This is a genomic window from Nocardioides sp., assembly GCF_035503875.1.
Lineage (GTDB): Bacteria > Actinomycetota > Actinomycetes > Propionibacteriales > Nocardioidaceae > Nocardioides.
This window is the reverse complement of sequence record NZ_DATJTA010000008.1, coordinates 1-24,624: the sequence shown is the minus strand read 5'-3', so window position 1 is coordinate 24,624 and position 24,624 is coordinate 1. Positions and strand designations below refer to the sequence as shown.

Sequence of the window (24,624 nt, the reverse complement as noted above, 5' to 3'; positions counted from 1 at the left end):
GCTCAGCCTTCCGCGCCGGCCACCGACAGGTCTTGAAGGAACGGGAACTCCTCGCGCAGCCAGGTCGTGGGCGGGCACCCGGCCAGGACGCCCCACTCGCGGGTGAGGTGGGCCTGGTCGGCGTACCCGCACCGGGACGCGACCTCGGCCAGCGGACGACGTCCCAGCAGCACGCGGGACCGCTCGAAGCGAGCCACGCGCTGCAGCTCCTTGGGCGCGAGCCCGCACTCCGCGCGCACCAGCGTGGTCAGGTGACGGCGGCTGTAGCCGACCTCGGCGGCCACCTCCTGCACCCCCGCGCCGCGGGTCAGCCGGGCCAGCGCCCGGCCCACGGCCGCCGGCACGGACGGGTCGCCGTGGTGGACCAGCGCCCGCAGCAGCTCGCGCTCCACCAGGTCGGTCCAGCGGGTCGGGTCGGACTCCCCCGCCAACCGCTCCGGCAGGTTCCGCAACCCCGGGGTGAGGTCGCTCAGCTCGCCGAGCTCGAGCAGCTCGCCCGCGAGCGCGCTCGCGGGGACCCCGAACAGCGCCCGCGCACCTGCGGGCGTCAGGGCCAGCTGAACGCCCCGCTGGGTGCCGTCGTGACGGATCTCGGCCGGCGCTGCATGCAGCCCCGACACGCTCGACCAGCCGCGGGTCCGGCTGGCCGGCCGCCCGGCCCACGACACCTCCAGCGGCGCGTCGACCGGCAGCACGAAGGTCAGCGACGTGGACGGCAGTCCCCGGTGGATCCCCGGCTCGCCCAGATCGACGTCGTACGCCGCCACGGAGGCGACGTACGGCGCGAGCGGTGTGGGCACGGCCACGTCGCCACGCTACAGCTTCGCACTGTCCAACAGCTCGCCCAGCTCGTCGAGGGTCAGCTCGCGCAGCTCGCCGGACTTCAGGCCCTTCAGCGCCACCGGGCCGATCCGGGTGCGGGTGAGCCGACGGACCGGGTGCCCGAGGTGGTCGAGCAGCCGGCGGACGATCCGGTTGCGTCCCTCGTGGATGACCAGCTCCACGATCGACTTCGCCGCACCCGCCTCCACGATCCGCGCCTGCGTGACGGTCACCGGGCCGTCGTCGAGCGTGACGCCCTCGAGGAGCTGCTTGATGGTTCGCCGATAGACCTCGCCCTCGACCTCCGCGACGTATGTCTTGTCCACCTCGTACGACGGATGCGCCAGCCGCTGCGCGAAGTCCCCGTCGTTGGTGAGGATGATCAGCCCGGAGGTGTCGGTGTCGAGCCGCCCGACGTGGAAGAGCCGCTCCGGCCGGTCGTCGACCAGGTCCTGCAGGGTGCGCCGCCCCTCGGGGTCCGACATCGTCGAGACCACGCCGCGGGGCTTGTTGAGCACCAGGTAGACCTTCTCCGAGACGGGCGGGAGCCGCTTGCCCGAGACCCGGATCACCGCGGTGCGCGGGTCGACCTTGGTGCCGAGCCGGGTGACGATCTCGCCGTCGACCTCGACCTGGCCGTCGAGCATCAGCTCCTCGCACTTGCGGCGGGAGGCGACGTTGGACATCGCCAGCAGCTTCTGCAGGCGGATCAGGCCGTCGTCGTCGGTCTCGACGCTGCCGCTGCCGCTGCTCATGAGATTTCCGTTCCGCCGTCGGGCTCGGTGCCCTGGCCGCTGTGGGGTGAGGGATGGTGCGCGGGCCCGGAGTCCGGCTCGGAGTCCGGCTCGGAGTCCGGCTCGGGGGGCGCCGCGGCGGGTGCGACCGCCTCCGCCAGCTCCTCCTCGAGGTCGTCCATGTCGGGGAGGTACGGCGCCAGCTCCGGCAGGTCGTCGAGCGAGGTCACGCCGATCCGCTCCAGGAAGTAGCGCGTGGTGCGGTAGAGGTTGGCGCCGGTCTCGGCGTCCTGACCGGCCTCCTCGACCAGCCCGCGGGTCAGCAGCGTCCGCATCACGCCGTCGACGTTGACGCCGCGGACCGCGGAGACCCGGGCGCGCGAGATCGGCTGCTTGTAGGCCACCACCGCGAGCGTCTCGAGCGCGGCCTGCGTGAGCCGCGCCTGCTGGCCCTCGAGGACGAAGCCCTCCACGACGGCGGCGTACTCCTCGCGGGTGTAGTAGCGCCAGCCCCCGGCGACGTTGCGCAGCTCGAAGCCACGCCCCTGCTCGTCGTACTCCCCCGCCAGCGCGAGCAGCGCCTCGGTGACGGCGTCCACGGGGTAGCCGACCGCAGTCGCCAGGCTGGCCACGTCGAGGGGCTGGTCGGCGACCATCAGCACCGCCTCCAGCGACGGGCGCAGCTCGGTCACCGGTACCGCGAGCTGCTCGTCGTTCTCGGTGGGGTCGTTCACGGTGCCTCTTCTCCTGGTGCGTCGGGTACGGCGGCCTCCGGGTCGGGCGGGGCGCCCTCGAACTCGTCCGTCACGAGATCCTCCGCCTCGACGTCGTCGGCGCCGGTCCACCGCACGGTCAGCTCCCCGAGCGGGGTGACCTGGTCGAAGGAGACCGCGCCCTCGCGGAACAGCTCCAGCAGCGAGAGGAAGCGGGCGACGGTGGTGAGCGTGTCGGGCGAGTCGCCGCACAGCGCCCGGAAGGTCATGGTGCCGGCGCGGCGCAGCCGGTCGACGACGATGCCGGCCTGCTCGCGGACGCTGACCTTCGCGGCGTGGATATGGTGGAGGGTGAGCTCGAGGACCGGCTTGGGCTCCATGGCCTTGGCGGCGAGGGCGGCGAACTGCTCCAGCCCGATGCCGATCAGCACCTCCGGCAGCAGCCCCGCGAACCGCTCCTCCAGCCCGACGGCACGCGGGTGGCGCCGCGACTCCCCCGCCAGCCGGGTCTCCAGGACCGAGGCGACCTGCTTGAACGCCTTGTACTGCAGCAGCCGCGCGAAGAGCAGGTCGCGCGCCTCGAGCAGCGCGAGGTCCTCCTCGTCCTCGACGTCGCCCTGCGGCAGCAGTCGCGCGGCCTTGAGGTCGAGCAGCGTCGACGCGACCAGCAGGAACGACGTCGTCTGCTCCAGGTCCCAGACGGCACCGCCGGCCTTCACGTGCGCGATGAACTCGTCGGTGACCTTCGACAGGGCCACCTCGGTGACGTCGAGCTTGTGCTTGGCGATCAGGTTCAGCAGTAGGTCGAACGGACCCTCGAAGTTGTCCAGGTGCAGCTCGAAGCCCGGCGTCTGCTCCGCCGCTTGCTCGACGACGGGACCGCTCATCCCTCGGTCAGCCGCCGGACCAGCGCGCTGTCGTCGCCGTTCTCCTCGTAGTCGGCGAGCACCAGGGCGAGCGCCTCGCGCACCAGCCGTCCCCGGTCGACCGCGAGGCCCTGTCCGCGGCGCAGGGCGAGCCGGGCGTGCTCGATCTCCAGCAGCTCGTCGGAGGTGATGTAGACCGTCATCTTCTCGTCGTGGCGGACCCGGCCACTGGGCCGCTTGCGACCTCCGCGGGCCGGCGCGGGGTCCTCGACCGGCTCGGGCGGGTCGGGTACGGCGCGCACCGACGCGGACTGCTCGGCCTCGGCGGTGGGCCGGAACAGGTCGTCCGCAGTCGGGAGGCTCACGCGTCGTGGCACCGCGCGAGCACCTCCTTCGCGAGCTGGCGGTACGACTCGGCGCCGGCCGAGGTGGAGGCGTACGACGTGATCGGCTCGCCGGCGACGGTCGAGTCGGAGAACTTCACGGTGCGCCGGATCACGGTGTGGAAGACCTTGTCGCCCCAGGCCTGGACGAGCCGGTCCATGACCTCGCGGCTGTGCAGGGTGCGGCCGTCGAACATCGTGCCGAGCACGCCGTCGATCTCCAGGCGCGGGTTGAGCCGCTCGCGCACCTTGTCGATCGTGGTCTTCAGCAGCGCGACGCCGCGCAGCGCGAAGTACTCGCACTCCAGCGGCACGATGACGCCGTCGGACGCGGTGAGCGCGTTGACGGTCAGCAGGCCGAGCGAGGGCTGGCAGTCGATGAGGATGATGTCGTACTCGGCGACCGCCGGGGCGAGCACCCGCTGCAGGGTCTGCTCGCGGGCGACCTCGTGGACCAGCTGCACCTCGGCGGCGGAGAGGTCGATGTTCGACGGCAGCAGGTCCATGCCCGGCACGCCCGTCGGCACGATGACGTCGTGGACGTCGACGTCGCGGTCCATGAGCAGGTTGTAGATCGAGAGGTCCATCTCGTGCGGGTTGAGCCCCAGCCCGACCGAGAGCGAGCCCTGTGGGTCGAAGTCGACCAGCAGCACCTTGCGGCCCAGCTCGGCCAGCGAGGCACCCAGGTTGATCGTCGTCGTGGTCTTGCCGACGCCGCCCTTCTGGTTGCACATCGACACCACCCGCGCGTTGCCGTGCTCGGTGAGCGGCTTCGGCTCGGGGAGCACGGGCATCGGTCGCCCGGTCGGGCCGAGCGTGACGTCGGCCGGTTCGGGGCGAGCGAACGGCAGGGGGTCGGTCAAGGTGGGCTCTTCTCGGGTGTCGCGGGTGGGTGGTGCGGGCGGACGGACCAGGGGCGGCATCGGGGCGGCTTCGCTGCCGGGCGCTCCGGAGAACATCTGCCTGTCTCCCATGCGACCCGCTCCCTCGCTCGTCGGACCACCGCCGTGGTCGCTTCAGTCTGCCTCGCCGGCGCCCGGGAGTTTTGTCGACACGGCGACACGGGGCGGCTTCCGCGCGAGCCTAGGACCGGGGTCCGACGGCCCACAACCCGGGTACCGGCCCGGGACCCTGAGTACACCGGTCGGACGGCCCGCCTGTGCACTTTCCCCCGGTCAGGTGCACAGGCAACGGCGTACCTGTGCAGCAATCTGTGGAGAACCGATCACGCCCGGACGAGGTCGGCGTACTCCGGGTGCTTCTCGATCCAGCCGCGGATGAAGGGGCAGCGCGGGAGCACCGACCGGGTGCCGTCGCGGCGTACGTCGTCCAGCGCGAAGCGCGCGATCGCGGAGCCGACGCCCTTGCCCTCGAACTGGTCGTCGACCTCGGTGTGGGTGAAGACGATCAGGTGGTCACCGCGCAGCGTGTACTCGGCGAAGCCGGCCAGCTCCCCGTCCAGGTGCGCCTCGTAGCGCGACTTCTCCGGGTTGTGCGTCGTCTCCACCTGGCTCATGCGTCGACCCTACCGACCGCCCCGATCCCCACCTTTGGGTAGCTGACGGCGGCGGACACCCGCGAGCCGCAGCGGCAGGCGAGCGTGAGGGCCATGACCCCCTCGGGAGCAGCCGTCGCGTCGGACCGTCGCGCTCCGGACCGTCCGGCGGAGGGCTACGCGCCCTGCCTGGACGGCGTGCGCGCGGTCGCCGTCCTGGCCATCGTCGCCTTCCACGCCCGCTCCGACCTGCTGCCCGGCGCCTACATCGGCGTCGACCTGTTCTTCGTGATGAGCGGGTTCCTGATCACCGGCATCCTGCTGCGCGAGATCGAGCGCACCGGCCGCGTCGGGCTGGGCCGGTTCTACCTGCGTCGCGCCCTGCGCCTGGGGCCCGCGCTCGTGGTGATGTGTGCGATCGCCGGGGTCGGGTTCTGGCTCCTCCCGGTGACCGACCGCGAGGCGTCGCTGGTGGGCACGGCCGCGGCGCTGACCTACACGTCCTCCCCGCTCGCGGCGGCCGGGGTCGACCTGGGCTGGATGGTGCACACCTGGTCGCTCTCGGTCGAGGAGTACTTCTACCTGGTCTGGCCGATCGCCCTGGTCTACCTGGCCCGGCGCCGACGCCCGCTGCTGGCCGTCGCGACGGTCACCGCGGTCGCGATCGCCTACCGGTTCGCGAGCGCGCACGCCACCGACTGGAGCCTGGCCCGGATCGCCTACGCGCCCGACACCCGCGCCGAGCAGCTGCTGATCGGCTGCCTGCTGGCGCTCGTCCTGCGCGACGGGCTGCTCCGGGTCCGGTCCTGGCACGCGGCCGTCGCCGCGCTCGCCTTCGTGGCGTTCACGCTGCTGCCCGGCGAGATCGGCGCTCCGCTCTACCGCGACGGCGCATCGACCCTGATCGCGCTGGCCTCCGCGGTCCTGATCGCGGGCCTGCTGCAGGACCCCGACAAGCCGCTGTCCCAGCTCGCGGCCACCCCGGTCCTGGTCTGGATCGGCCGGCGCTCGTACGGCATCTACCTGTGGAACCTGCCCATCGTCGCGCTGGTCGCCGCCACGCCCCTGCCCGGACCCGCCTCGACCGCGGTCAAGCTGGTCCTGAGCTTCGCCATCCCGGCGGTCAGCTTCGTCCTCGTCGAACAGCCGTTCCTCCGCCTCAAGGACCGGTACGCCGCCCGCCGCTGACCCCCTCGCTACTCGAGACCCCTACAACCGGTGGAACGCCGTCGTCGCCAGCACCAGCTCACCCGCCGCGTCGGTGGCGTCCAGGTCGGCGATCGCGTCGATCACCCAGTCGTGGTGCCCCTCCGGGTCGTGCAGCGTCTGCCGCAGACGCCACAGGCGTACGGCGAGCGGCCCGTCCGCGTCGTCGACCCCGGCCGGCGTACCCGTGTCCGGCTCGATCGCCAGCAGCCCCGGGCTCCGGGCGTCGGCGTCGGTCAGCACCCGGTCGTGCTCGGCGTAGTACTCCTCGATCGCGCCGTCCCACGCCGAGCGCGTCATCACCACCTCGCGAGCCGGCTCCGTGCGGTCGGCGGCCGCCCGCTCCAGCGCCATCAACCCGTCGAGGTTGTCCCGGGCGACCAGCTCCACGCGGCGCCACATGGCGTTGCGCACCATGACCGTGAACGCCCGCTCCTGCTTCGACAGCGGCCGCGGCGGGGGCGGCGGTTCGTGGTGCGCCAGCTCGCCCGAACGCCGAGCCAGCGCGGCCTCGGGGTCGGTCAGCGCCTCCCACTCGTCGAGCAGCGACGAGTCGGTCTGGCGGATGGTCTCTCCCAGCCACTCCTGCAGCTCCTCGAGCTCGGGCGTGCGGTGCGACTCCGGCACGGTCTGGCGCAGCGTGCGATAGGCGTCGGTCAGGTAGCGCAGGACCAGCCCCTCCGAACGCGCCAGCTGGTAGCGCGACACGAAGTCGGTGAACGACATCCCCTGCTCGTACATCTCGCGGACCACGGACTTCGGCCCGAGCGCGTCCTCCGGCAGCCACGGGTGCCGCTCGCGGTAGATCTCGTACGTCGCGCCCAGCAGCTCGGCCAGCGGCTGCGGCCAGGTGATCTCCTCGAGCAGCCGCATCCGCTCCTCGTACTCGATCCCGTCGGCCTTCATCTCGTTCACCGCCTCGCCCCGGGCGGCATGCTGCTGGGCGAACAGGATCTGGCGGGGCGCCTCCAGAACCGCCTCGATCACCGAGACGATGTCGAGCGTGTGGTCCTCCGCCTCGCGATCGAGTACGTCGAGCGCCGCGAGCGCGAAGTGCGCCAGCGGCTGGTTGAGCGCGAAGTCGACGGGCAAGTCCTCGGTGACCACGTAGCGGCGACCGAACTCGTCGGGCTCCTCGAGTCGAGTCAGCACCCCGGAGTGGACCAGGGAGCGGGTCAGGCGCAGCGCCCGCCGCGACAGCCGGAGCTGGTTGCGCCGCTCCTCGTGGTTGTCGGTGAGCAGCCGGCGCAGGACGGGGAACGCGTCCTCCTCGCGCACCAGCACGTTGAGCAGCATCGAGTTGTCGACCCGCATCCGGGAGACCAGCGGCTCCGGAGAGCCGTCGACCAGCTTGTCGAAGGTCTGCTCGGTCCACACCACCGTGCCCTCGGGGGCCTTCTTCAGCTGGGCCTTGCTCTTCCGCTTGGCCTGCTTCTCCGCGCTCATCGCGGCGTTCTTGGCGTCGGCCTTGGCCTTGGCCTTCTCGTTCTCGATGACGTGCTCGGGCGCCTGGACGACGACGTAACCGGCGGTGTCGAAGCCCGCCCGGCCGGCCCGACCCGCGATCTGCAGGAACTCCCGCGAGCGCAGCACCCGCTGCCGGTTGCCGTCGAACTTCGCCAGCCCGGTGAACAGCACGGTGCGGATCGGCACGTTGATGCCGACGCCGAGGGTGTCGGTGCCGCAGATGACCGACAGCAGCCCCTGCTGGGCGAGCTGCTCCACCAGCCGCCGGTAGCGGGGCAGCATCCCCGCGTGGTGCACCCCGATCCCCTTGCGCAGCAGCTTGTTCAGCGTCTTGCCGAAGCCGGCCCCGAAGCGCACCTCGTCGAGTCGGTCGCCGAGCTCGGGCTTCGGGATCCACTTCACCGTGGCCAGACCGGTGGCGTGCTCGACGGCTGCCGCCTGCGTGAAGTGGACGACGTACACCGGCGCCTGGCCGGTCGTGACCAGCTCCTCGAGCCGCTCGGGCATCGGGTCCAGCGACCACGAGAACGACAGCGGCACCGGACGCTCGGCCTGGTCGACCACCGACGTGTCGCGGCCGTTGCGCCGGGTCAGGTCGGCGGCCAGCTCGGTCACGTCGCCGAGGGTCGCCGACATCAGCAGGAACTGGGCCTGCGGCAGCTCCAGCAGCGGCACCTGCCAGGCCCAGCCGCGGTCGGGCTCGCCGTAGAAGTGGAACTCGTCCATGATGACCAGCCCCACGTCGGCGTCCGCCCCTTCGCGCAGCGCGATGTTGGCGAGGATCTCGGCGGTGCAGCAGATGATCGGGGCGTCGGGGTTCACGGCCGCGTCGCCGGTGAGCATCCCGACGTCGGCGGCCCCGAAGACCTCGCAGAGCGCGAAGAACTTCTCGCTCACCAGCGCCTTGATCGGCGCCGTGTAGAACGACACCCGGTCATCGGCCAGCGCCGCCCGGTGCGCCGCCTCGGCCACCAGTGACTTCCCCGACCCGGTCGGCGTCGCGAGCACCACGTTGTCCCCCGACAGCAGCGCGAGGATCGCCTCCTCCTGGTGCGGGTAGAGCTCCAGGCCGCGGTCGGCGGTCGCCGCGTAGATCTCGTCGAGGACGTCGGTCACCCGCTCATCCTCCCCCGACCCGACCGCCGCTGGCCGAACAGCCCAACCCTCGTTGGTCGAGTAGCCCTCCACGGCTGAGGAACGAAGCCGGGGAGGGCGTATCGAGACCCCTCATCCCGGTCTCGATACGCCGGTCGCGAGCTCCTCCGTCGCTCGCGCGGCTACTCGACCTGACGCCTGCGCTCTGCCCGAGCTCGTGCCTCACTCGCGCAGAGGGCGTTCAATCCCGCGCGCGCGGGTGGGCGGACGCGAAGACCTCCCGCAGGCTGTCCACGGTGACCAGCGTGTAGACCTGCGTGGTGGTGACCGACGCGTGCCCGAGCAGCTCCTGGACGACGCGTACGTCGGCGCCGCCGTCGAGCAGGTGCGTGGCGAAGGAGTGCCGCAGCGTGTGCGGGGAGACGTCGCGGGTCACCCCCGCCCGGTCGGCGGCGCGCTGCAGCACCGCCCACGCCGACTGCCGCGAGAGGCGACCGCCGCGCGCGTTGAGGAAGAGCGCTCCCCCGTTGGTCGACCCCGTCGCGGCCAGCTCCGGACGACCTCGCACCAGATAGGCGTCGACCGCCTCACGGGCGTACGACCCGACGGGCACGATCCGCTCCTTGCTGCCCTTGCCCCGCAGCAGCACGGTGCCGACCTCCTCGGTCGCGCCGACGTCCAGGTCGTCGACGTCCAGCCCCACGGCCTCCGAGATCCGGGCACCCGTGCCGTACAGCACCTCCAGCAAGGCCCGGTCCCGCAACGCCAGCGTGGTGCCCGGCGAGCCCGCGGCCTCCAGGATCGCCTCCACGTCCGACAGCGGCAGCGCCTTCGGCAGCCGCTTCGCCGGGGTCGGCGGCTTCACCGCCCCGGCGGGGTCGAGCTCAGCCAGCCCGTCGGCGACCGCGAACTTGTGGAACCCGCGCACCGCCACGACCGTCCGCGCGGCCGAGGTCGAGCTCAGCGGCGGGTGGTCGGCGTCGCCCTCCCGCAGCCGGACCAGGAACGACGCCACGGTCGCCTCGGAGATCGCCGCGAGCTCCTCGATGCCGACCTCCGCCAGGTACTCCTGGTAGCGCCGCAGGTCGCGTCGGTACGACGTCAGCGTGTTGGCGGCCAGCCCACGTTCGACCGTGAGGTGGTCGAGATAGGTGCGCACGGCGCGCACCAGCTCAGGCAAGAGCCCCCGCCACGACGGAGTCCAGGTCGGCGGCGTGGATGCCGACTGCGTCGCCGACCGGGTCGTTGGTCAGCTGCCCGGCGTGCGTGTTCAGCCCCAGCGCGAGCGCGGGGTCGTCGGCGCACGCGGCGGCCCACCCCTTGTCGGCCAGCGCGACGGCGTACGGCAGCGTCGCGTTGGTCAGGGCGTACGTCGAGGTGTTGGGCACCGCACCCGGCATGTTGGCCACGCAGTAGAAGGTCGAGCCGTGCACCTGGTACGTCGGGTCCGCGTGCGTCGTCGCGTGCGTGTCCTCGAAGCAGCCACCCTGGTCGACTGCGATGTCGACCAGCACCGAGCCCGGCTTCATCGCCGCGACCAGCTCGTTGGAGACGAGCTTGGGCGCCGCCGCACCCGGGATCAGCACCGCGCCGATCACCATGTCGGCCTGCGTGACGTGCTGCTCGATGGCCAGCCTCGACGAGGCGAGGCCGTGGACCTGGTTGTTGTAGCGCCAGAACGACATCCGCAGCTTGTCGAGGTCGGTGTCGAGCAGCGTCACGTCGGCGCCCATCCCGAGCGCGATGTTCGCGGCGTTCTGCCCGGAGACACCGGCCCCGATGATGACGACCTTGGCGTTCGCGACCCCACCGACGCCACCCATCAGGACGCCGCGACCGCCCTGGGCCTTGAGCATCGAGTAGGCGCCGACCTGCGGCGCCAGGCAGCCCGCGACCTCGGACATCGGGTAGAGCAGCGGCAGCCCGCCCGACGGCAGCTGGACGGTCTCGTAGGCGATGCCGGTGACCTTGCGGGCCAGCAGCTCCTCGGTCAGCGGCTTGTCGGCCGCCAGGTGCAGGTAGGTGAAGAGCACCAGGCCCTCGCGCAGCCGGTGGTACTCCTCGGCCACGGGCTCCTTCACCTTCAGCACCATCTCGGCCGCGCCCCAGGTCTCGTCCGCGTCGCCGACGATCCGCGCGCCGGCCGCGACGTACTCCTCGTCGCTGATGGAGGACCCGACCCCGGCACCGGCCTGGACGTGGACCTCGTGGCCGTGCGCCACCAGCTCGTGCACCCCGATGGGCGTGATCGCCACCCGGTACTCGTGGTTCTTGACTTCCTTCGGGATGCCGATCTTCATCGCGCGTCTCCTCTGTTGGTCGAACGGCCGACGCCAGCGAGACCGCGCGCCTGCGCGACCAATACTGCGCTCACCAGCGGGGCGTCGGCCACACGACCCGCCAGGATCGCCTCCACCAGATCGTCGAACGGGACCCAGCCGGTGTCCATGTCCGCCTCCTCGTGCCGCAGCACGAAGTCGCCGCGGTCGACGGCGCGCAGCCCCCGGGCCAGGTAGAGGTGCTGGACCTCCTGCAGGATCCCGGGCGAGGGCCACACCGACGTCAGGTGCACCCATTCGTCGGCCTCCAGCAGCGCCTCCTCGCGCAGCTCCCGGCGGGCCACCTCCAGCGGCTCCTCGTCCGGGTGCCCGTCCAGGAGCCCGGCGGGCAGCTCGACGAACCGGCGGCCGGCCGGGTGGCGGTACTGCCACAGGCAGAACACGCGCTCCTCGTCGTCGACGGCCAGGATGATCGCCGCGCCGGGGTGCTCGAGGACCAGGCGGGTGAACGGCTCCTCGTCCGGAGTACGCCGTACCGTGTCGGCGCGCAGGGCCATCACCCAGCCGTCGCGGTGCAGGTCGGTGCTCTCCTCCACCGGCCAGCTCATGGGTACGTCGCGGAGTTCGGGGCGCTCCTCAGCCATGTCCGGACGCTACCGTGACGCTCGTGACCGAGCTCAGTCTGACCCGCGCAGAGGCCGAGGAGCGGGCCGCGCTCCTGACCGTCGACCGCTACGACCTCGAGGTGGACCTGCGGGGCCTGCTCGACGGGGAGGTGTGCTCCTCGGTCGCGACCATCGCCTTCGAGTGCCACTCCCCCGGCGCCACCACGTTCGTCGACGCCGTCGGCGACGTGCGCAGCGCGACCCTGAACGGCGTCCCGCTCGACCCGGGCACGGTCGTCGACGGGCGGATCCCGCTCCCCGACCTGGCCGCGCGGAACGTGCTGGTGGTCGCCATGGACCAGCCCGACACCGCCAGCGGCCAGGGCATCCTGCGCACCGTCGACACCGACGGTCTGGTCTACGTGTGGACGTCCTTCGAGCCCGACGAGGCACGCCGGCTGTGGGCCTGCTTCGACCAGCCCGACCTGAAGGCGCCGCACGCGTTCACCGTCCACGCGCCGGAGTCCTGGACGGTCACCAGCTGCGGCGCCCCGGACTCGATCGTCGACGCGGGTTCCGGCGCCCGCACCTGGCGCTTCCCGGACACGCCACCGCTGTCGACGTACGTCGTGGTCGTGAACGCCGGGCCGTTCCACGAGATCCGCGAGCAGCACGGCGGCTACGACCTCGGCCTGTACTGCCGCCAGTCGATCCGCCCGGTCCTGGAGCGCGACGCCAGGGACCTGTTCACGTTCACCGCGCAGGGACTCGCGTTCTTCGGCGACCGCTTCGGATCGCCCTTTCCCCAGACCCGCTACGACCAGGTCTTCGTACCCAACCTCGGCGGCGCGATGGAGAACTGGGGCTGCGTCACGTACGGCGACGGCATCCTCCCGCGCTCGGAGCCGACCCCCGACGACCGCTACTGGGTCGCGGCGTTCGTGCTGCACGAGATGGCCCACATGTGGTTCGGGGACCTGGTCACGATGCGCTGGTGGGACGACCTGTGGCTCAACGAGGCGTTCGCGTCGTTCGCCTCCACCTGGGCGATGGCGAACGCCACGGAGTTCACCGACGCCTGGGCGACGTTCCTCATCTCGGAGAAGCTGGTCGCCTACGACGAGGACATGACCCCGGCGACGCACCCCATCCGCAGCGAGGTCCCCGACGTCGCCCACGCGATGGCGAACTTCGACGGCATCACCTACTACAAGGGCCAGGCGGTGCTCCGCCAGCTCGTCGAGTACGTCGGCGAGCCCGCCTTCACGCGGGGCCTGCAGGCCTACTTCGACCGGCACGCCTGGGGCAACACCCGCCTCGCCGACCTCGTCTCCGCCGTCGCCGAGGCCTCCGGGCGCGACCTGGACGGCTGGACCGTCGACTGGCTGGACCGCTCCGGCGCGGACACGCTGACCCTGGCCGACGGGGCGCTGACCGGCACCGCGCCCGACGGCGACCGTCCCCGTCCCCACCGCGTCGACATCGGCTGCTTCCGCCGGGCCGGCGACCGGCTGGAGCGGTTCGCCTCGGTCCCCGTGGAGCTGACCGGCGACCGGGTGGCGGTCGAGGTGCCGGACGCCGACCTGCTCCTGCTGAACGACGGTGACCTGACCTACGCGGCGACCCGGCTCGACCCGGGCGCGACCCGCACGCTCCTCGCCTCGGCGGGGGCGCTGCCGGATGCTCTGTCGCGGGCCGTCGCCGTCGCCGCCGCCTGGGACCTGCTCGTCCAGGGCGAGGCACCCGCCCGCGAGGTCGCCAGCTGCCTCCTCGACGTCCTCGAGCACGAGGACTCGCCCTCGGTCGTCGAGCCGTTCCTCGACCGCACCTCCGCCCTGGTCGAGCGCTGGCTCCCGGCCGCCGAGCAGCCCGACCTGCAGGCGCGGCTCGCCGACGTGGCGGCCCGGATCGCCGAGCGGCCGGGGCTGCGGGTCTCGGCCCTGCGCACGCTGGCCGGCAGCGCCGCGGGGACGGCGTACCGGGACCTACTGGACGCGGCCGCCGCGGACGACACCGATCTGGCCTGGCGGCTGCTGGCCCGGCGCGCGGAGCTGGGCGAGACGGTCGACGAGCCGGTCGCGGCGCTGCTGGAGCGCGACCCCGACCCCGAGGCGCGCTTCCGTGCCCTCGCGGTCCGGGCCTCCCAGCCCGCCGACGCCGGCAAGGCCGAGGCCTGGACGGCGCTGCTGGACGAGCGCAGCGTCCCGGCCGGCGGCCCGATCCGCGAGGTCGCGAGCCGGTTCTGGCGGCCCGGACAGACCGAGCTGCTGCTGCCCTGGGCGCACCGCTGGTTCGACCAGATCGCCGAGCTGCCGCCGGGCGGCCTGCTCGCGACCATGTCCCTGGTGCGGATGACCTACCCGCCGGTGGGCGACGAGGCCGTCCTGGAACGTGCCCGCACGGCGGCCGGGGCCGACGACGTGCCGGCCCCGGTCCGCTCGATGCTGCTCATGGGTGCCGACCGGCTCGCCCGGATGCTGCGAGCCCGGTCGGCCTGACCTCAGTCCTCCGGGTCCGGCTCGCGCCGCAGGCCGCTCTCGTCGATCGGGAACCGCAGCTCGCGCTGCCGCTCGATCGCCGCCTTGACCAGGCCCGCGAAGAGCGGGTGCGGGCGGGTCGGCCGCGAGCGCAGCTCCGGGTGCGCCTGGGTCGAGACGTAGTACGGGTGCACGTCGCGCGGCAGCTCGACGAACTCGACCAGGTTGTTGTCCGGCGAGGTGCCCGAGAAGACCAAACCGGCCTTCTCCAGGCGCTCGCGGTAGGCGTTGTTCACCTCGTAGCGGTGCCGGTGGCGCTCCTCGATCCGCGCGGCGCCGTACGTCGCCCGCACGATCGAGCCCTCCTTGAGGACGGCCGGGTAGAGGCCCAGCCGCATGGTGCCGCCGAGATCTCCGGCCCCGTCGACGATGGCGACCTGCTCGGCCATCGTCGCGATGACCGGCTCCGGGGTCTCCGGGTCGAACTCGGTGGAGCCGGCCGCGCTCAGGCCGAGCTCGGTGCGGGCGTACTCGATCACCATCGACTGCAGGCCCAGGCACAGGCCCAGGGTCGGGATCTTGTTGTGCCGCGCGTACGTCAGGGCGCCGAGCTTGCCCTCGAGGCCGCGGATGCCGAACCCACCGGGCACGCAGACCGCGTCGACGTCGTGCAGGTTGCGGTGCGCCCCCTCGTGGGTCGCGCAGTCGTCGGACGGGATCCACCGGATGTGGACCTTCGCCTCGTTCGCGAAGCCGCCGGCACGCAGCGCCTCGCCGACGGAGAGGTAGGCGTCGGGCAGGTCGATGTACTTGCCGACCAGCGCGACCGTGACCTCCTCCTTGGGGTGGTGCACGCGCCGCAGCAGGTCGTCCCAGAGGGTCCAGTCGACGTCGCGGAACGGCAGGTCGAGGCGGCGTACGACGTAGGCGTCCAGACCCTCGCGGTGCAGCACCTTCGGGATGTCGTAGATCGACGGCGCGTCGGCGCAGGTTATGACGGCCTCGGTGTCGACGTCGCACATCAGCGCGATCTTGCCCTTGATGCTCTCCGGGAGGTCCCGGTCGGCGCGGCACACGATCGCGTCGGGCTGGATGCCGACCTGGCGCAGCGCGGCGACGGAGTGCTGGGTGGGCTTGGTCTTCAGCTCGCCCGAGGGGCCGATGTAGGGCACCAGCGACACGTGGATGAAGAAGCAGTTGTCGCGGCCCACGTCGTGGCGGACCTGGCGGGCGGCCTCCAGGAACGGCAGCGACTCGATGTCGCCGACCGTGCCGCCGACCTCGGTGATCACGACGTCCACGCGGTCGTCGCCGTCGCCGGCCATCGCGCGGACCCGGTCCTTGATCTCGTTGGTGATGTGCGGGATGACCTGCACGGTGTCACCGAGGTAGTCGCCGCGGCGCTCCTTGGCGATCACGCTGGAGTAGACCTGCCCCGTGGTGACGTTGGCGATCTGGTTGAGGTCGGTGTCGAGGAACCGCTCGTAGTGACCGATGTCGAGGTCGGTCTCGGCCCCGTCGTTGGTCACGAAGACCTCGCCGTGCTGGAACGGGTTCATCGTCCCAGGGTCGACGTTCAGGTACGGGTCGAGCTTCTGCATGGTCACCTGCAGGCCGCGCGAGCGCAGCAGGCGACCCAGGCTCGAGGCCGTGAGTCCCTTTCCGAGAGAGGAGGCAACGCCTCCGGTGACGAAGATGTGCTTGGTGGGGGCGCCGGGCTTCACGGAACTCCATCCTATCCGAGAGGGACGGCACCTTCTGCACCCCACGCCCCGAAGGCGCCTCCGGTGCCCGCCAGCTGGCGGATCAGGGCCAGGACGACGGTCGCCCGGCCGAGGTCTGTGTCGGCCCCGTCCACGCTCGCCAGCTCCTCGCCGACGGCCTCGGAGCGCAGCAGGGCCAGGCTCCCGCCCGGTCGCCCGGTGTCCCCGTCGCCCGCGACCACCACGCCGGCGGAGGTCTTGACGAGTCCGGTCAGCAGCCCCGAGACGATGTCGGGGTCGGCGTCCTCCCCGAGCAGCACGAGCACCAGGGGTGCCTTGCCGGCCTTGTCGTCCACGGTGGTGAGCAGCTCGCCCGCGGCGAGGCTCTGACGCACCGCACTCGCGTCGGCGTCGGCCGGAGCGCCGGCCTCGGCGGTGGTGGCCGCGGCGACGCCGAGCAGCTGCCCGGCCCGTACGTACGTCGGCGCCTCGAGGTCGACCGAGCCCTGGGGCAGCTGCGTCATCAGCTGGCTGCCCAGCGAGTCGACCAGGCTGCGCTCGCTGGGATCGATCAGCGACTCGCGGACGTCGTACCTCCCCGCCACGGCTCCGCCGGCTGCGGCGACCTGCGCGGTCAGGGCCTCCACGTCGTCCTCGTCGACGCCGGGCATCGTCAGCAGCGCGGTCGGGTGTCCTCGCAGGCGTGCGCCGTACAGGCTCGCCGCGCTCTTGGCCGCGAAGTCGTCGCCGAACGCCGCGGCGCGAGTCGCCGCGGCGAGCTGCTGCTCGGAGGCGGGCGTCTGCGCGTCGGCGTGCCTGCGGCCGAGCTCGCTGAGCGGGCCGCCGCCCAGGGCGACCCCGATCGCGAGGGCGAGGAAGACGGCGACGAGCGAGGCGATGTGGTGGCGGTAGGTGATCACAGGGAGAAGTCCTAGAAGAGGGGCCAGAGGTCGGCGAGCTGGTCGAGCCAGTCCTGTCCGACGGGGGTGACGGAGATGGACGCGGCCAGGGCGACGAAGCCGGCCAGCATCACGAGGAGCAGGTGGTGGGGGCGGACCCGTCCGGAGTACAGCCGGGGTACGGCGGCCGCGTCGACGAGCCGCGACCCGAGACGCAGCCGGGTGAGGTAGGTGCTCGCGAGACCGCCGCGCTGGCGGTCGAGGAACTCCTCGAGCGTGGCGTGCAGGCCCACGCCGATCACGACCTTCGCGTCCCCGGCATCAGCGAGGAGCAGGGCGGCGTCCTCGGCGGTCGCGGAGGTCTCGAAGACCAGCGGGCGCACGCCCATCCGCTCCAGGCCCTCCACGCCGGAGGGCCGGCCGGGGCCGCAGCGGACGACGACGTCCCGGGCGGCCTTGAGCACCACGGCGCTCGGGCGGTCGGTCTCGTCGTCGGCGTCCAGGACGACGATGTCGGTGCGGTAGCCGCGGGAGCGCAGCTCGTCGGCGACCCTCCCCACCGCCACCACGACGGGCTCCTGCTCCTTCAGGTACGGCCGGATCGCGGCCAGCTCGGCCTCGTGCTCCGGACCGCCGACGACCACGACCGCCGATCGGTCCGCGAACCGCGTGACCGGCTTCGGCAGCCCCTGACCGTGCAGCAGCAGGTCCTGCTCGCGGCGCAGGAACTCCGAGCTGGTCCGGGTCAGCGACTCCAGCTGGGTGACCAGCCCGGTGCGCGCCGCTGCCATCTCGCTCTCGACGGTCGCGAGGTCGACCTCGCGACCGGACGCCAGCTCGACCTCCTCGACCAGGACCCGCCCCTCGTGCACCCGAGCCTGGCGGCCCTCGGAGAGCGCGGCGAACGCGTCGGCGCCGATGCCGTCGACCAGCGGAACGCCGGCGCGCGCGAGCACCTCCGGGCCGAGGTTCGGGAACCGGCCCGAGATCATCGGCTGCGCGTTGACGACCAGCGACGCACCGGCGTCGACCAGCGCCTGGGCGCTGACCCGGTCGAGGTCGACGTGGTCGATGACGGCGATGTCGCCGGGTCGCAGCCGGGGGGCGAGGGTGTCGGCGCGGCGGCCGACCCGGACCGTCCCGACCACCCCGGGGAGGTCGGTCGGGGCAACGTGTCGGGAGGTGAGTCTCATGGCCCGACCAGTGTCACAAACCGTCCGGGCGCCTCCGGGCACCCGCCGCCGTCGGGCGCGTCGGCGTGGGACAGGTCACGTCCGCCCCGGGGCAGCCCCGCCGGGTCAGCTCAGCGCGCGCGCCGGCCCCGCGACCTCGAGCAGCTCGCGGGCGTGCGCCAGCGCGGTGTCGGAGTCGGCCAGGCCCGCCATCATCCGGGACAGCTCACTGACCCGCTGGGCGTCGTCGAGGACCGTGAGCCCGGAGCTGGTGATCGAGCCGTCGCTCGACTTCTCCACGACGACGTGCCGGTCGGCGTACGCCGCGACCTGCGGCAGGTGGGTGACGACGAGCACCTGGGCGGTCCGGGCGAGCTGCGCCAGCCGGCGCCCGATCTCGACCGCGGCCGCACCGCCGACCCCCGCGTCGACCTCGTCGAAGACGAAGGTCGGCACCGGGCTGGTCCCGGCGAGCGCGACCTCGAGCGCCAGCATCACCCGGGACAGCTCACCCCCGGACGCGCCCTTGTGCAACGGGCGCGGGTCCGACCCGGTGTTCGCCGCGAGCAGCAGCTCGACCTCGTCGACACCGGACGCGGTGAAGCGCAGCCAGCGCTTCTCGACCTGCAAGGGCGCTCCCCGGGTGATGCCGTCCGGGGCGGGCACCTCGTGCTGGCGGACCTCGATGGTCAGTCGCGCGTGCGGCATGGCCAGCAGGGCGAGCTCGGCGGTGACCGCGTCCGCGAGCCGTCCGGCCGCCTCGGTGCGCGCGGCCGACAGTGCGGCCGCCGCCGCGGCGAGCTCGTCGCGGAGCTGTTGCTGCTGGGCCTGGAGCTCGAGGATCCGGTCGTCGGTGCCGTCGAGCTCGAAGAGCCGCTGGGCGGACTGGGCCGCCCAGGCGAGCACCTCGTCGATGGTGTCGCCGTACTTGCGGGTCAGCGCGGTCAGCGCCGCCCGGCGCTCCGAGACGGTGGCCAGGCGCGCCGGGTCGGTGTCGACCCGCGCGGCGTACGACGCGACGTCGGCCGCGACGTCGGAGAGCAGGTAGGTGACCTCGGCGAGCCGGTCCGCGAGATCTCCCGCCTCGGGATCGTGCTCGCGCACACCGTCGAGCAGTCCGCGGGCGGCCGAGGTCGTCGCGAGTGCGTCGGGCGCTCCCTGCTCGCTGGACAGCGCCTCCCGGGCCTGCTCGGCGGCGGTTCGGAGCGTGTCGGCGAAGCCCAGCCGGGCCTCCTCGAGGGCGAGCGATGCGTCCTCGCCCGGCTCGGGCTCGACGGCCTCGATCTCCCCCAGGCCGAACCGCAGCAGGTCGGCCTCCCGGGCGCGGTCACGCGCGGAGGCGACGACGTCCTCCAGCTCGCGCTCGGTCGCGTCGAGCCGCTCGTGCAGATCGGCGTAGGCGGTCGCAAGGGCGGCCAGGGCCTCTCCGCCGAAGCGGTCCAGCGCCTCACGCTGGGCCCGCGCCTGGAGCAGGCGGTGCTGATCGGACTGGCCGTGCACGGCCACCAGCGGTTCGGCGATCCCGGCGAGCGTCGAGACCGGCACTGTCGCGCCGCCCACGAACGCGCGCGAGCGTCCCTCGGCCGACACGTTGCGGGCCAGCACGACGCGGTCGTCCTCGACCTCGCCGCCGGCATCCTCGACCGCGGCGGTGAACGCCGGCAGCGGCGCCGCGTGCACGACGCCCTCGACCCGTGCGGTCCGGGCACCCGAGCGCACGGCCCCGGAGTCGGACCGGCCGCCGAGCAGCAGCCCGAGCGCCGTCACGATCATCGTCTTGCCTGCGCCGGTCTCACCGGTGATCACGGTCAGGCCCGGACCGAGCTCCAGCGTGGACGCCTCGATCACGCCCAGCGAGCCGATGCGGATCTCCTCAAGCATCCCGCGCCTCCCGTGCCTCGGCGCGCCGCCGGCGCTCGGCGGATCCGCGCCAGCCCTCGACCGGCAGCCCGAACTTGGCGACCAGACGGTCCGTGAACGGCGCCTCGTGCAGGCGCACCAGCCGGATGGGGACCTCGCCCCGGCGCACCTCGATCCGGGCACCCGGGGGCAGGTCGACGGCGCGCCGGCCGTCGCACCAGAGCACCCCGGCCCCGTCGGTGCGCGCGAGGAGCTCGACGGCCAGCACCGAGGTGGGCGCCACGACCATCGGCCGGGCGAAGAGCGCGTGCGCGCTGATCGGCACCATCAGCAGCGCCGACACCTCGGGCCAGACGATCGGCCCCCCGGCACTGAAGTTGTACGCCGTGGAGCCGGTCGGCGTCGCGCACACGACGCCGTCGCAGCCCCAGCGCGACAGCGGGCGCCCATCGACCTCGACGACCACCTCCAGCATCCGCTCACGGGCCGCCTTCTCGACGCTGGCCTCGTTGACGGCGAAGGTCCGGAAGACCCGCTCGCCGTCGTGGAAGACCTGCACGTCGAGGGTCATCCGGTCCTCGGCGGTGTAGCGGCGGTGGACGATCGCGTCGATGGTGGACTCGACGTCGTCGTACTCCGCCTCCGCGAGGAAGCCCACGTGTCCCAGGTTGACGCCGAGCACCGGCGTCCCGGATCCGTGCGTCACCTCCGCCGCCCGCAGGATCGTGCCGTCGCCCCCGATCACGAGCGTGAGCTCACAGCCCTCGCTGGCTTCGGCCTCGGCCTCGGTGAGCTCGATCGTCGGCTCGTACGCGGACGGGTCCAGCCCCAGGTCACGCGCCTCGGACTCGATCAGCCGGACGACGATGCCGTGCCCGGTGAGTGCCTTGCAGAAGGCCAGCGCGACGTCACGAGCCTCGTCGCGACCCGTGTGGGTCAGCATCAGCACGCGTCTGTGGCCGGTCATGGATCCACCCTCTCACCCGCCACCCCCAGGGACGCCGCAGCACGCACCGTGCTGTGGATGTCCTCCTCGGTCACCGACGCGGGACCGTGGCGCAGCCACAGGAAGAACTCGACGTTCCCCGACGGACCGGGCAACGGACTCACGGTCACGGCACGCGCACCCCAGCCCCGGCGGGCAGCGCCGTCGGCGACGCTGGTCACGGCCTCGGCGCGCAGCGCCGAGTCACGGACGACCCCTCCCTTGCCGACCCGTTCCTTGCCCACCTCGAACTGGGGCTTGACCATCAGCACGAGGTCGCCGTCGGTGGCGGTGACACCCACCAGCGCGTCGAGCACGAGCTGCAGGGAGATGAAGGACAGGTCCCCCACCACCACGTCGACCTGGCCGCCGACCTGCTCGGGCGTGAGCTCCCGGACGTTCATCCGGTCGAACACCTCGACCCGCTCGTCCTGCTGGAGCCGCCAGGCGAGCTGGCCGTACCCGACGTCGACCGCCACCACCTGGGCGGCTCCGTGGCGGAGCAGGACGTCGGTGAAGCCACCGGTCGACGCACCGGCGTCCAGACACCGCCGGCCCTCGACCGACAGACCGAGCGGGGCGAAGGCCGTCAGCGCGCCCGCCAGCTTGTGCCCGCCCCGGGAGACGTAGTCGGGCCGGTCCGGGTCGTCGGCGACGACGATCGCGACGTCCGTGGTGACACCGGTCGCGGGCTTGGTCGCGATCGCGCCCTGCACCTTGACCCGCTTGGCCGCGATCAGCTCGCTGGCGTGCTCGCGCGACCGAGCCAGTCCCCGGCGGACCAGCTCGGCGTCGAGTCGGAGACGACGCGGTGGCACGTCCCCGCCCTCAGGAGGGCTCGACGGAGTCGTCGTCGGGCTGGGCCTCGAGGGCGCGTCGCAGCTCCTCGTGCGCCGTTTCGAACACTCCGACGTGCTCCTCGATCGGACGCTCCTCGAGGTGCTCGACCGCCTCGATGACGGCGTCGACCCGCGACACTCCGGTGCGCACCGGATCGGTGGTCTCGGGACCGGGGTCGACGTCCTCGTTCATACGACCGAGGCTACCCGGCAGCGGGCTCGTCCGACGCCGTGGGCGGGACCAGACCCGCGGTGTCGACCGGCGCCCCGGTCTCGTCGAGGTGCGTCCAGCCCGCGACCGCGACAAGCCGCCACCAGTCCGCCGCGGACCCGTGGCCGGTGAGGGACAACCGCCCGCCCTCGACCCGCGCCACCCGGCTACCGAGGCGAAGCCCGCCGTCGACCGGCTCCGGCGCTCCGCACGCCTCCGTCAGCCCGCCGAGGTCCGGCGACACGTACGTCGGACGCTCCTCGGGCCGGGCGGCCACCAGCTCGGCCAGCCCGGTCACGCCGGTGAGCACCAGCAGCGAGTCCACCCCCGCGCGCCGGGCGCCCTCGATGTCGGTGTCGAGCCGGTCGCCGACCATCAGCGGCCGCCGGCCACCCACCCGGCGCACGGTCTCGTCCAGGAGCGGACGCTCCGGCTTCCCCGCCGTGGTCGGCGTGACGCCCGTGAACCGCCTCAGAGTCTCGACCAGCACGCCGTGCCCGGGAGCGACGCCGTACGCGGTCGGGATCGTGTAGTCGCCGTTCGACGCCACCCAGGGCAGACCGTCCCGTACCCGGACCGCCACCCGCATGATGTCGCGCCACAGGACGTCGGGGCCGTACCCGGTCGCCACGGCCACCGCCTCGTCGTCCACGCCGACCGGAACCAGGCCCGCGTCGCGCAGCGCGGAGATCAGCCCGTCCGACCCGAGCGCGACCACGCGGGCATCCGCGCCGAATCGCTCCGCCAGCAGACGAGCCGCCGCCTGGGCCGAGGTCACCACGTCGCCGGTGGTCGCCTCGACGCCCAGCTCGACCAGGTGCGCAGCGACCCGCTCCGGCGGACGTGCGGCGTTGTTGGTGATGAAGGCCAACCGCATCCCGGCGTGACGTGCTCGCTCCAGATGCGCGGGGGCGCCCGGGACCGCGTCACCGCCCACGTAGACGACGCCGTCGAGATCGAGCATTCCCAGGTCGTAGCGCTCCGAGAGCGGGACGTCCGACGACCCGAGCATGCAGCCTCCTTCGCGGCGGTGTTGTCGCCGCAGCCTACGATGCGACGATGGAATCCAGCACGGTGGTCACGCCTCCCTACGTGGCGGGACCCCTGCGACTGGAGCCCTTCCGCGCGCTGAGGCTCGCGCCGTCCCGGATCGCCAACCCCGCCTCGGGCCGCGCGTTCGCCCGCCCGTACACCGACGTCGCCGCCCGCCTCGCGCAGTGGCAGGCGGACGGGCAGATGCACCACGACGACCAGCCGGCGCTCTACCTGCACGAGTACACGGCCGGCGGCATGACCATCCGGGGACTGGTCGGTCTCCTGGACATCTCGCACCGGGCCGCCCGGATCGAGGACGCCGTGGTGCTGCCCCATGAAGGCATCCACCCCGCCCAGGCCGACGAGCTGGCCGACAGGATGGCCGAGATGGGGCTCAACCCCGCGCCGATCCTGCTCGTCCATCGCTCCGCGCCCGACGCACGAGCCGTGCTCGACGAGCTCCGCGCCGGCCGCCCCGACCACGTCTTCACCGACCGCGCCGAGCAACGGCACCGGATCTGGGCACTGCAGGATCCTGCCCGGCTCGCGATCGTCCAGGCCGCCCTCGCCGGTACCCGCACCCTGATCGCCGACGGACACCACCGCTACGCGGCGTACCTCCGGCTGCAGCAGCGTCGACCCGGCGGGGCTGAGGACCGAGGGCTGGCCATGCTGGTCGATCACGACGACACCCCGCTCTTCCTGGGCGCGATCCATCGCGTCCTTGCAGGAGTGAGCCTGGACGACCTGGAGCGCGCCGCCCTGCTCGTGGGCGCGCGCTTCGCCTCCGCACGACCCGATCGGGCGGTCGCCGCGCTGCGCCGCGACACCATGGTCGTGACAGACGGAGACCGCTGGGCCACCATCACCTTCGACACCGTCGACGGCGACCGTACGGCGGTCGAGGTCCTCCACGACGTCATCGTGCCTGCCCTGCCCCGGGGTCCTCGGGCGATCAGCCACCACCACTCCGCGGAGGAGACTCTCGGACTCGCGAGCGCGGACGCCGATCTGGCCGTCCTGCTCCCCGCCCCGGACGTCGACCAGGTCCTGCGGATCGTCGCGGGCGGCCGTCTCCTGCCGGAGAAGGCCACCTCGTTCCAGCCGAAGGCGAGCGTGGGAGTGCTCATCCGTTCGCTGAACGACGGATGAGTCGGCCGCTGCTCACCTCGATCTCGACCCTCGACGCCGCGCCTCCCCCACCTCGGAAGAAGCGACGCCGGACCGCCCCGGTCAGCTCGACCACGTCGCCGGCACTCCATCCCGGCACCGACCGCAGGACACGCCCGCCCCACACCGCGCAGTCGAGCACGTCGACGCTCTGACGAGACGTCGCGCGGTCACCCGTCCGCCCCACCACCAGGCGGAAGGTCCAGAGCGAGTCACCACTCGGCAGCTCGCGGTGCTCGGGGTCCTGGGAGATCCGGCCGACCAGCCTGATCTCGTTGACCGACTCTTCCAGTTTCGTCTGCGCGGGCATCGCACATCACCTCCGACGCCCACGCTCCCGGTCCTCGCCGACGTCCCCGGCGTCCTGACACGAGAGCTGTGGAATCGGGCGCAGGACATGGGGCTGTGGACGAGAACTGGCGCCGACCCCGGAAAGGTAATCAGGGCCGACCCCGAAGGGTCGGCCCTGATTGTGAAAAGTTGTCCGGCGGCGTCCTACTCTCCCACAGCCTCTCGGTTGCAGTACCATCGGCGCTGAAAGGCTTAACTTCCGGGTTCGGGATGGGACCGGGTGTTTCCCTTTCGCTATGGCCGCCGTAACTCTAGCG

The 24,624-nt window shown here is 72.7% G+C and carries 23 protein-coding genes and 1 rRNA gene; 3 read left to right on the top strand and 21 right to left on the bottom strand.

From position 1 onward, the window contains the following. Window positions 1-2 precede the first annotated feature (2 nt). The 7 genes from VMF51_RS01820 to VMF51_RS01790 all read right to left on the bottom strand — a co-directional run bounded on the left by VMF51_RS01820 (window position 3) and on the right by VMF51_RS01790 (window position 5,034). Window positions 3-806 carry an AraC family transcriptional regulator gene (locus VMF51_RS01820; protein WP_325472674.1) on the bottom strand — a complete coding sequence of 268 codons (804 nt, stop codon included), beginning with the start codon at window positions 804-806 and terminating at the stop codon, window positions 3-5. A gap of 9 nt (window positions 807-815) precedes the next feature. Further along, window positions 816-1,577 carry a pseudouridine synthase gene (locus VMF51_RS01815; RefSeq protein ID WP_325472673.1) on the bottom strand — a complete coding sequence of 254 codons (762 nt, stop codon included), beginning with the start codon at window positions 1,575-1,577 and terminating at the stop codon, window positions 816-818. After that, complete coding sequence (gene scpB / locus VMF51_RS01810) at window positions 1,574-2,212, bottom strand: SMC-Scp complex subunit ScpB (RefSeq protein ID WP_414689433.1); 639 nt, start codon at window positions 2,210-2,212, stop codon at window positions 1,574-1,576. Before scpB ends, VMF51_RS01815 begins: the two co-directional genes overlap by 4 nt. Before the next feature lie 74 nt (window positions 2,213-2,286). Next, window positions 2,287-3,156 carry a segregation and condensation protein A gene (locus tag VMF51_RS01805; protein ID WP_325472671.1) on the bottom strand — a complete coding sequence of 290 codons (870 nt, stop codon included), beginning with the start codon at window positions 3,154-3,156 and terminating at the stop codon, window positions 2,287-2,289. Continuing rightward, the gene (locus tag VMF51_RS01800; RefSeq protein WP_325472670.1) at window positions 3,153-3,512 is read right to left on the bottom strand and encodes a hypothetical protein; all 360 of its coding nucleotides are present in this window, start codon (window positions 3,510-3,512) and stop codon (window positions 3,153-3,155) included. Before VMF51_RS01800 ends, VMF51_RS01805 begins: the two co-directional genes overlap by 4 nt. Then, window positions 3,497-4,492, bottom strand: coding sequence for a ParA family protein (locus VMF51_RS01795; protein WP_414689428.1), 996 nt, complete (start codon window positions 4,490-4,492; stop codon window positions 3,497-3,499). Before VMF51_RS01795 ends, VMF51_RS01800 begins: the two co-directional genes overlap by 16 nt. Window positions 4,493-4,743: 251 nt before the next feature. Then, a complete protein-coding gene (locus VMF51_RS01790) occupies window positions 4,744-5,034 on the bottom strand; it encodes a GNAT family N-acetyltransferase (RefSeq protein ID WP_325472669.1) in 291 nt (96 codons plus the stop codon). Window positions 5,035-5,127: 93 nt separating this feature from the next. Between VMF51_RS01790 and VMF51_RS01785 the strand changes: the two genes are divergently transcribed. Next, window positions 5,128-6,201, top strand: a complete 1,074-nt coding sequence (locus VMF51_RS01785; protein WP_325472668.1) for an acyltransferase — start codon at window positions 5,128-5,130, stop codon at window positions 6,199-6,201. Between the two features lie 21 nt (window positions 6,202-6,222). Here the strand turns inward: VMF51_RS01785 and VMF51_RS01780 are convergent, their stop codons facing one another. The 4 genes from VMF51_RS01780 to VMF51_RS01765 all read right to left on the bottom strand — a co-directional run bounded on the left by VMF51_RS01780 (window position 6,223) and on the right by VMF51_RS01765 (window position 11,704). Next, complete coding sequence (locus VMF51_RS01780; RefSeq protein WP_325472667.1) at window positions 6,223-8,802, bottom strand: DEAD/DEAH box helicase; 2,580 nt, start codon at window positions 8,800-8,802, stop codon at window positions 6,223-6,225. A 220-nt stretch (window positions 8,803-9,022) separates the two neighbouring features. Next, on the bottom strand, window positions 9,023-9,940 hold the full coding sequence (gene xerD, locus VMF51_RS01775) for a site-specific tyrosine recombinase XerD (protein ID WP_325472995.1): 918 nt from the start codon (window positions 9,938-9,940) through the stop codon (window positions 9,023-9,025). Between the two features lie 13 nt (window positions 9,941-9,953). Next, window positions 9,954-11,081: an alanine dehydrogenase gene (gene ald / locus VMF51_RS01770; RefSeq protein WP_325472666.1), complete on the bottom strand. Its 1,128-nt coding sequence runs from the start codon at window positions 11,079-11,081 to the stop codon at window positions 9,954-9,956. Beyond that, a complete protein-coding gene (locus tag VMF51_RS01765) occupies window positions 11,078-11,704 on the bottom strand; it encodes an NUDIX hydrolase (protein ID WP_325472665.1) in 627 nt (208 codons plus the stop codon). Before VMF51_RS01765 ends, ald begins: the two co-directional genes overlap by 4 nt. Before the next feature lie 23 nt (window positions 11,705-11,727). Between VMF51_RS01765 and pepN the strand changes: the two genes are divergently transcribed. Further along, complete coding sequence (gene pepN / locus VMF51_RS01760) at window positions 11,728-14,163, top strand: aminopeptidase N (protein ID WP_325472664.1); 2,436 nt, start codon at window positions 11,728-11,730, stop codon at window positions 14,161-14,163. A gap of 2 nt (window positions 14,164-14,165) precedes the next feature. Here the strand turns inward: pepN and VMF51_RS01755 are convergent, their stop codons facing one another. The 8 genes from VMF51_RS01755 to VMF51_RS01720 all read right to left on the bottom strand — a co-directional run bounded on the left by VMF51_RS01755 (window position 14,166) and on the right by VMF51_RS01720 (window position 22,823). Continuing rightward, on the bottom strand, window positions 14,166-15,866 hold the full coding sequence (locus tag VMF51_RS01755) for a CTP synthase (protein WP_325472663.1): 1,701 nt from the start codon (window positions 15,864-15,866) through the stop codon (window positions 14,166-14,168). An 11-nt stretch (window positions 15,867-15,877) separates the two neighbouring features. Then, a complete protein-coding gene (locus VMF51_RS01750; RefSeq protein ID WP_325472662.1) occupies window positions 15,878-16,765 on the bottom strand; it encodes a copper transporter in 888 nt (295 codons plus the stop codon). Between the two features lie 11 nt (window positions 16,766-16,776). Further along, window positions 16,777-17,937, bottom strand: a complete 1,161-nt coding sequence (steA, locus tag VMF51_RS01745) for a putative cytokinetic ring protein SteA (RefSeq protein WP_325472661.1) — start codon at window positions 17,935-17,937, stop codon at window positions 16,777-16,779. A gap of 105 nt (window positions 17,938-18,042) precedes the next feature. After that, window positions 18,043-19,797, bottom strand: a complete 1,755-nt coding sequence (gene recN / locus VMF51_RS01740; protein ID WP_325472660.1) for a DNA repair protein RecN — start codon at window positions 19,795-19,797, stop codon at window positions 18,043-18,045. Further along, entirely contained in the window at window positions 19,790-20,743 is a 954-nt protein-coding gene (locus VMF51_RS01735) for an NAD kinase (protein ID WP_325472659.1), read from the bottom strand. The genes recN and VMF51_RS01735 overlap by 8 nt, the downstream gene beginning before the upstream one ends. Continuing rightward, on the bottom strand, window positions 20,740-21,579 hold the full coding sequence (locus VMF51_RS01730) for a TlyA family RNA methyltransferase (RefSeq protein ID WP_325472658.1): 840 nt from the start codon (window positions 21,577-21,579) through the stop codon (window positions 20,740-20,742). The genes VMF51_RS01735 and VMF51_RS01730 overlap by 4 nt, the downstream gene beginning before the upstream one ends. Window positions 21,580-21,589: 10 nt before the next feature. Continuing rightward, window positions 21,590-21,793, bottom strand: coding sequence for a hypothetical protein (locus tag VMF51_RS01725; protein ID WP_325472657.1), 204 nt, complete (start codon window positions 21,791-21,793; stop codon window positions 21,590-21,592). 10 nt (window positions 21,794-21,803) lie between these two features. Continuing rightward, a complete protein-coding gene (locus VMF51_RS01720; RefSeq protein ID WP_325472656.1) occupies window positions 21,804-22,823 on the bottom strand; it encodes an HAD-IIA family hydrolase in 1,020 nt (339 codons plus the stop codon). A gap of 47 nt (window positions 22,824-22,870) precedes the next feature. Between VMF51_RS01720 and VMF51_RS01715 the strand changes: the two genes are divergently transcribed. Further along, on the top strand, window positions 22,871-23,998 hold the full coding sequence (locus tag VMF51_RS01715) for a DUF1015 domain-containing protein (RefSeq protein ID WP_325472655.1): 1,128 nt from the start codon (window positions 22,871-22,873) through the stop codon (window positions 23,996-23,998). Here VMF51_RS01715 and VMF51_RS01710 read toward each other — a convergent pair. After that, complete coding sequence (locus VMF51_RS01710) at window positions 23,973-24,326, bottom strand: single-stranded DNA-binding protein (RefSeq protein WP_325472654.1); 354 nt, start codon at window positions 24,324-24,326, stop codon at window positions 23,973-23,975. The genes VMF51_RS01715 and VMF51_RS01710 overlap by 26 nt on opposite strands. Before the next feature lie 172 nt (window positions 24,327-24,498). Then, window positions 24,499-24,615, bottom strand: a 5S ribosomal RNA gene (rrf, locus tag VMF51_RS01705). Between the last annotated feature and the right edge of the window lie 9 nt (window positions 24,616-24,624).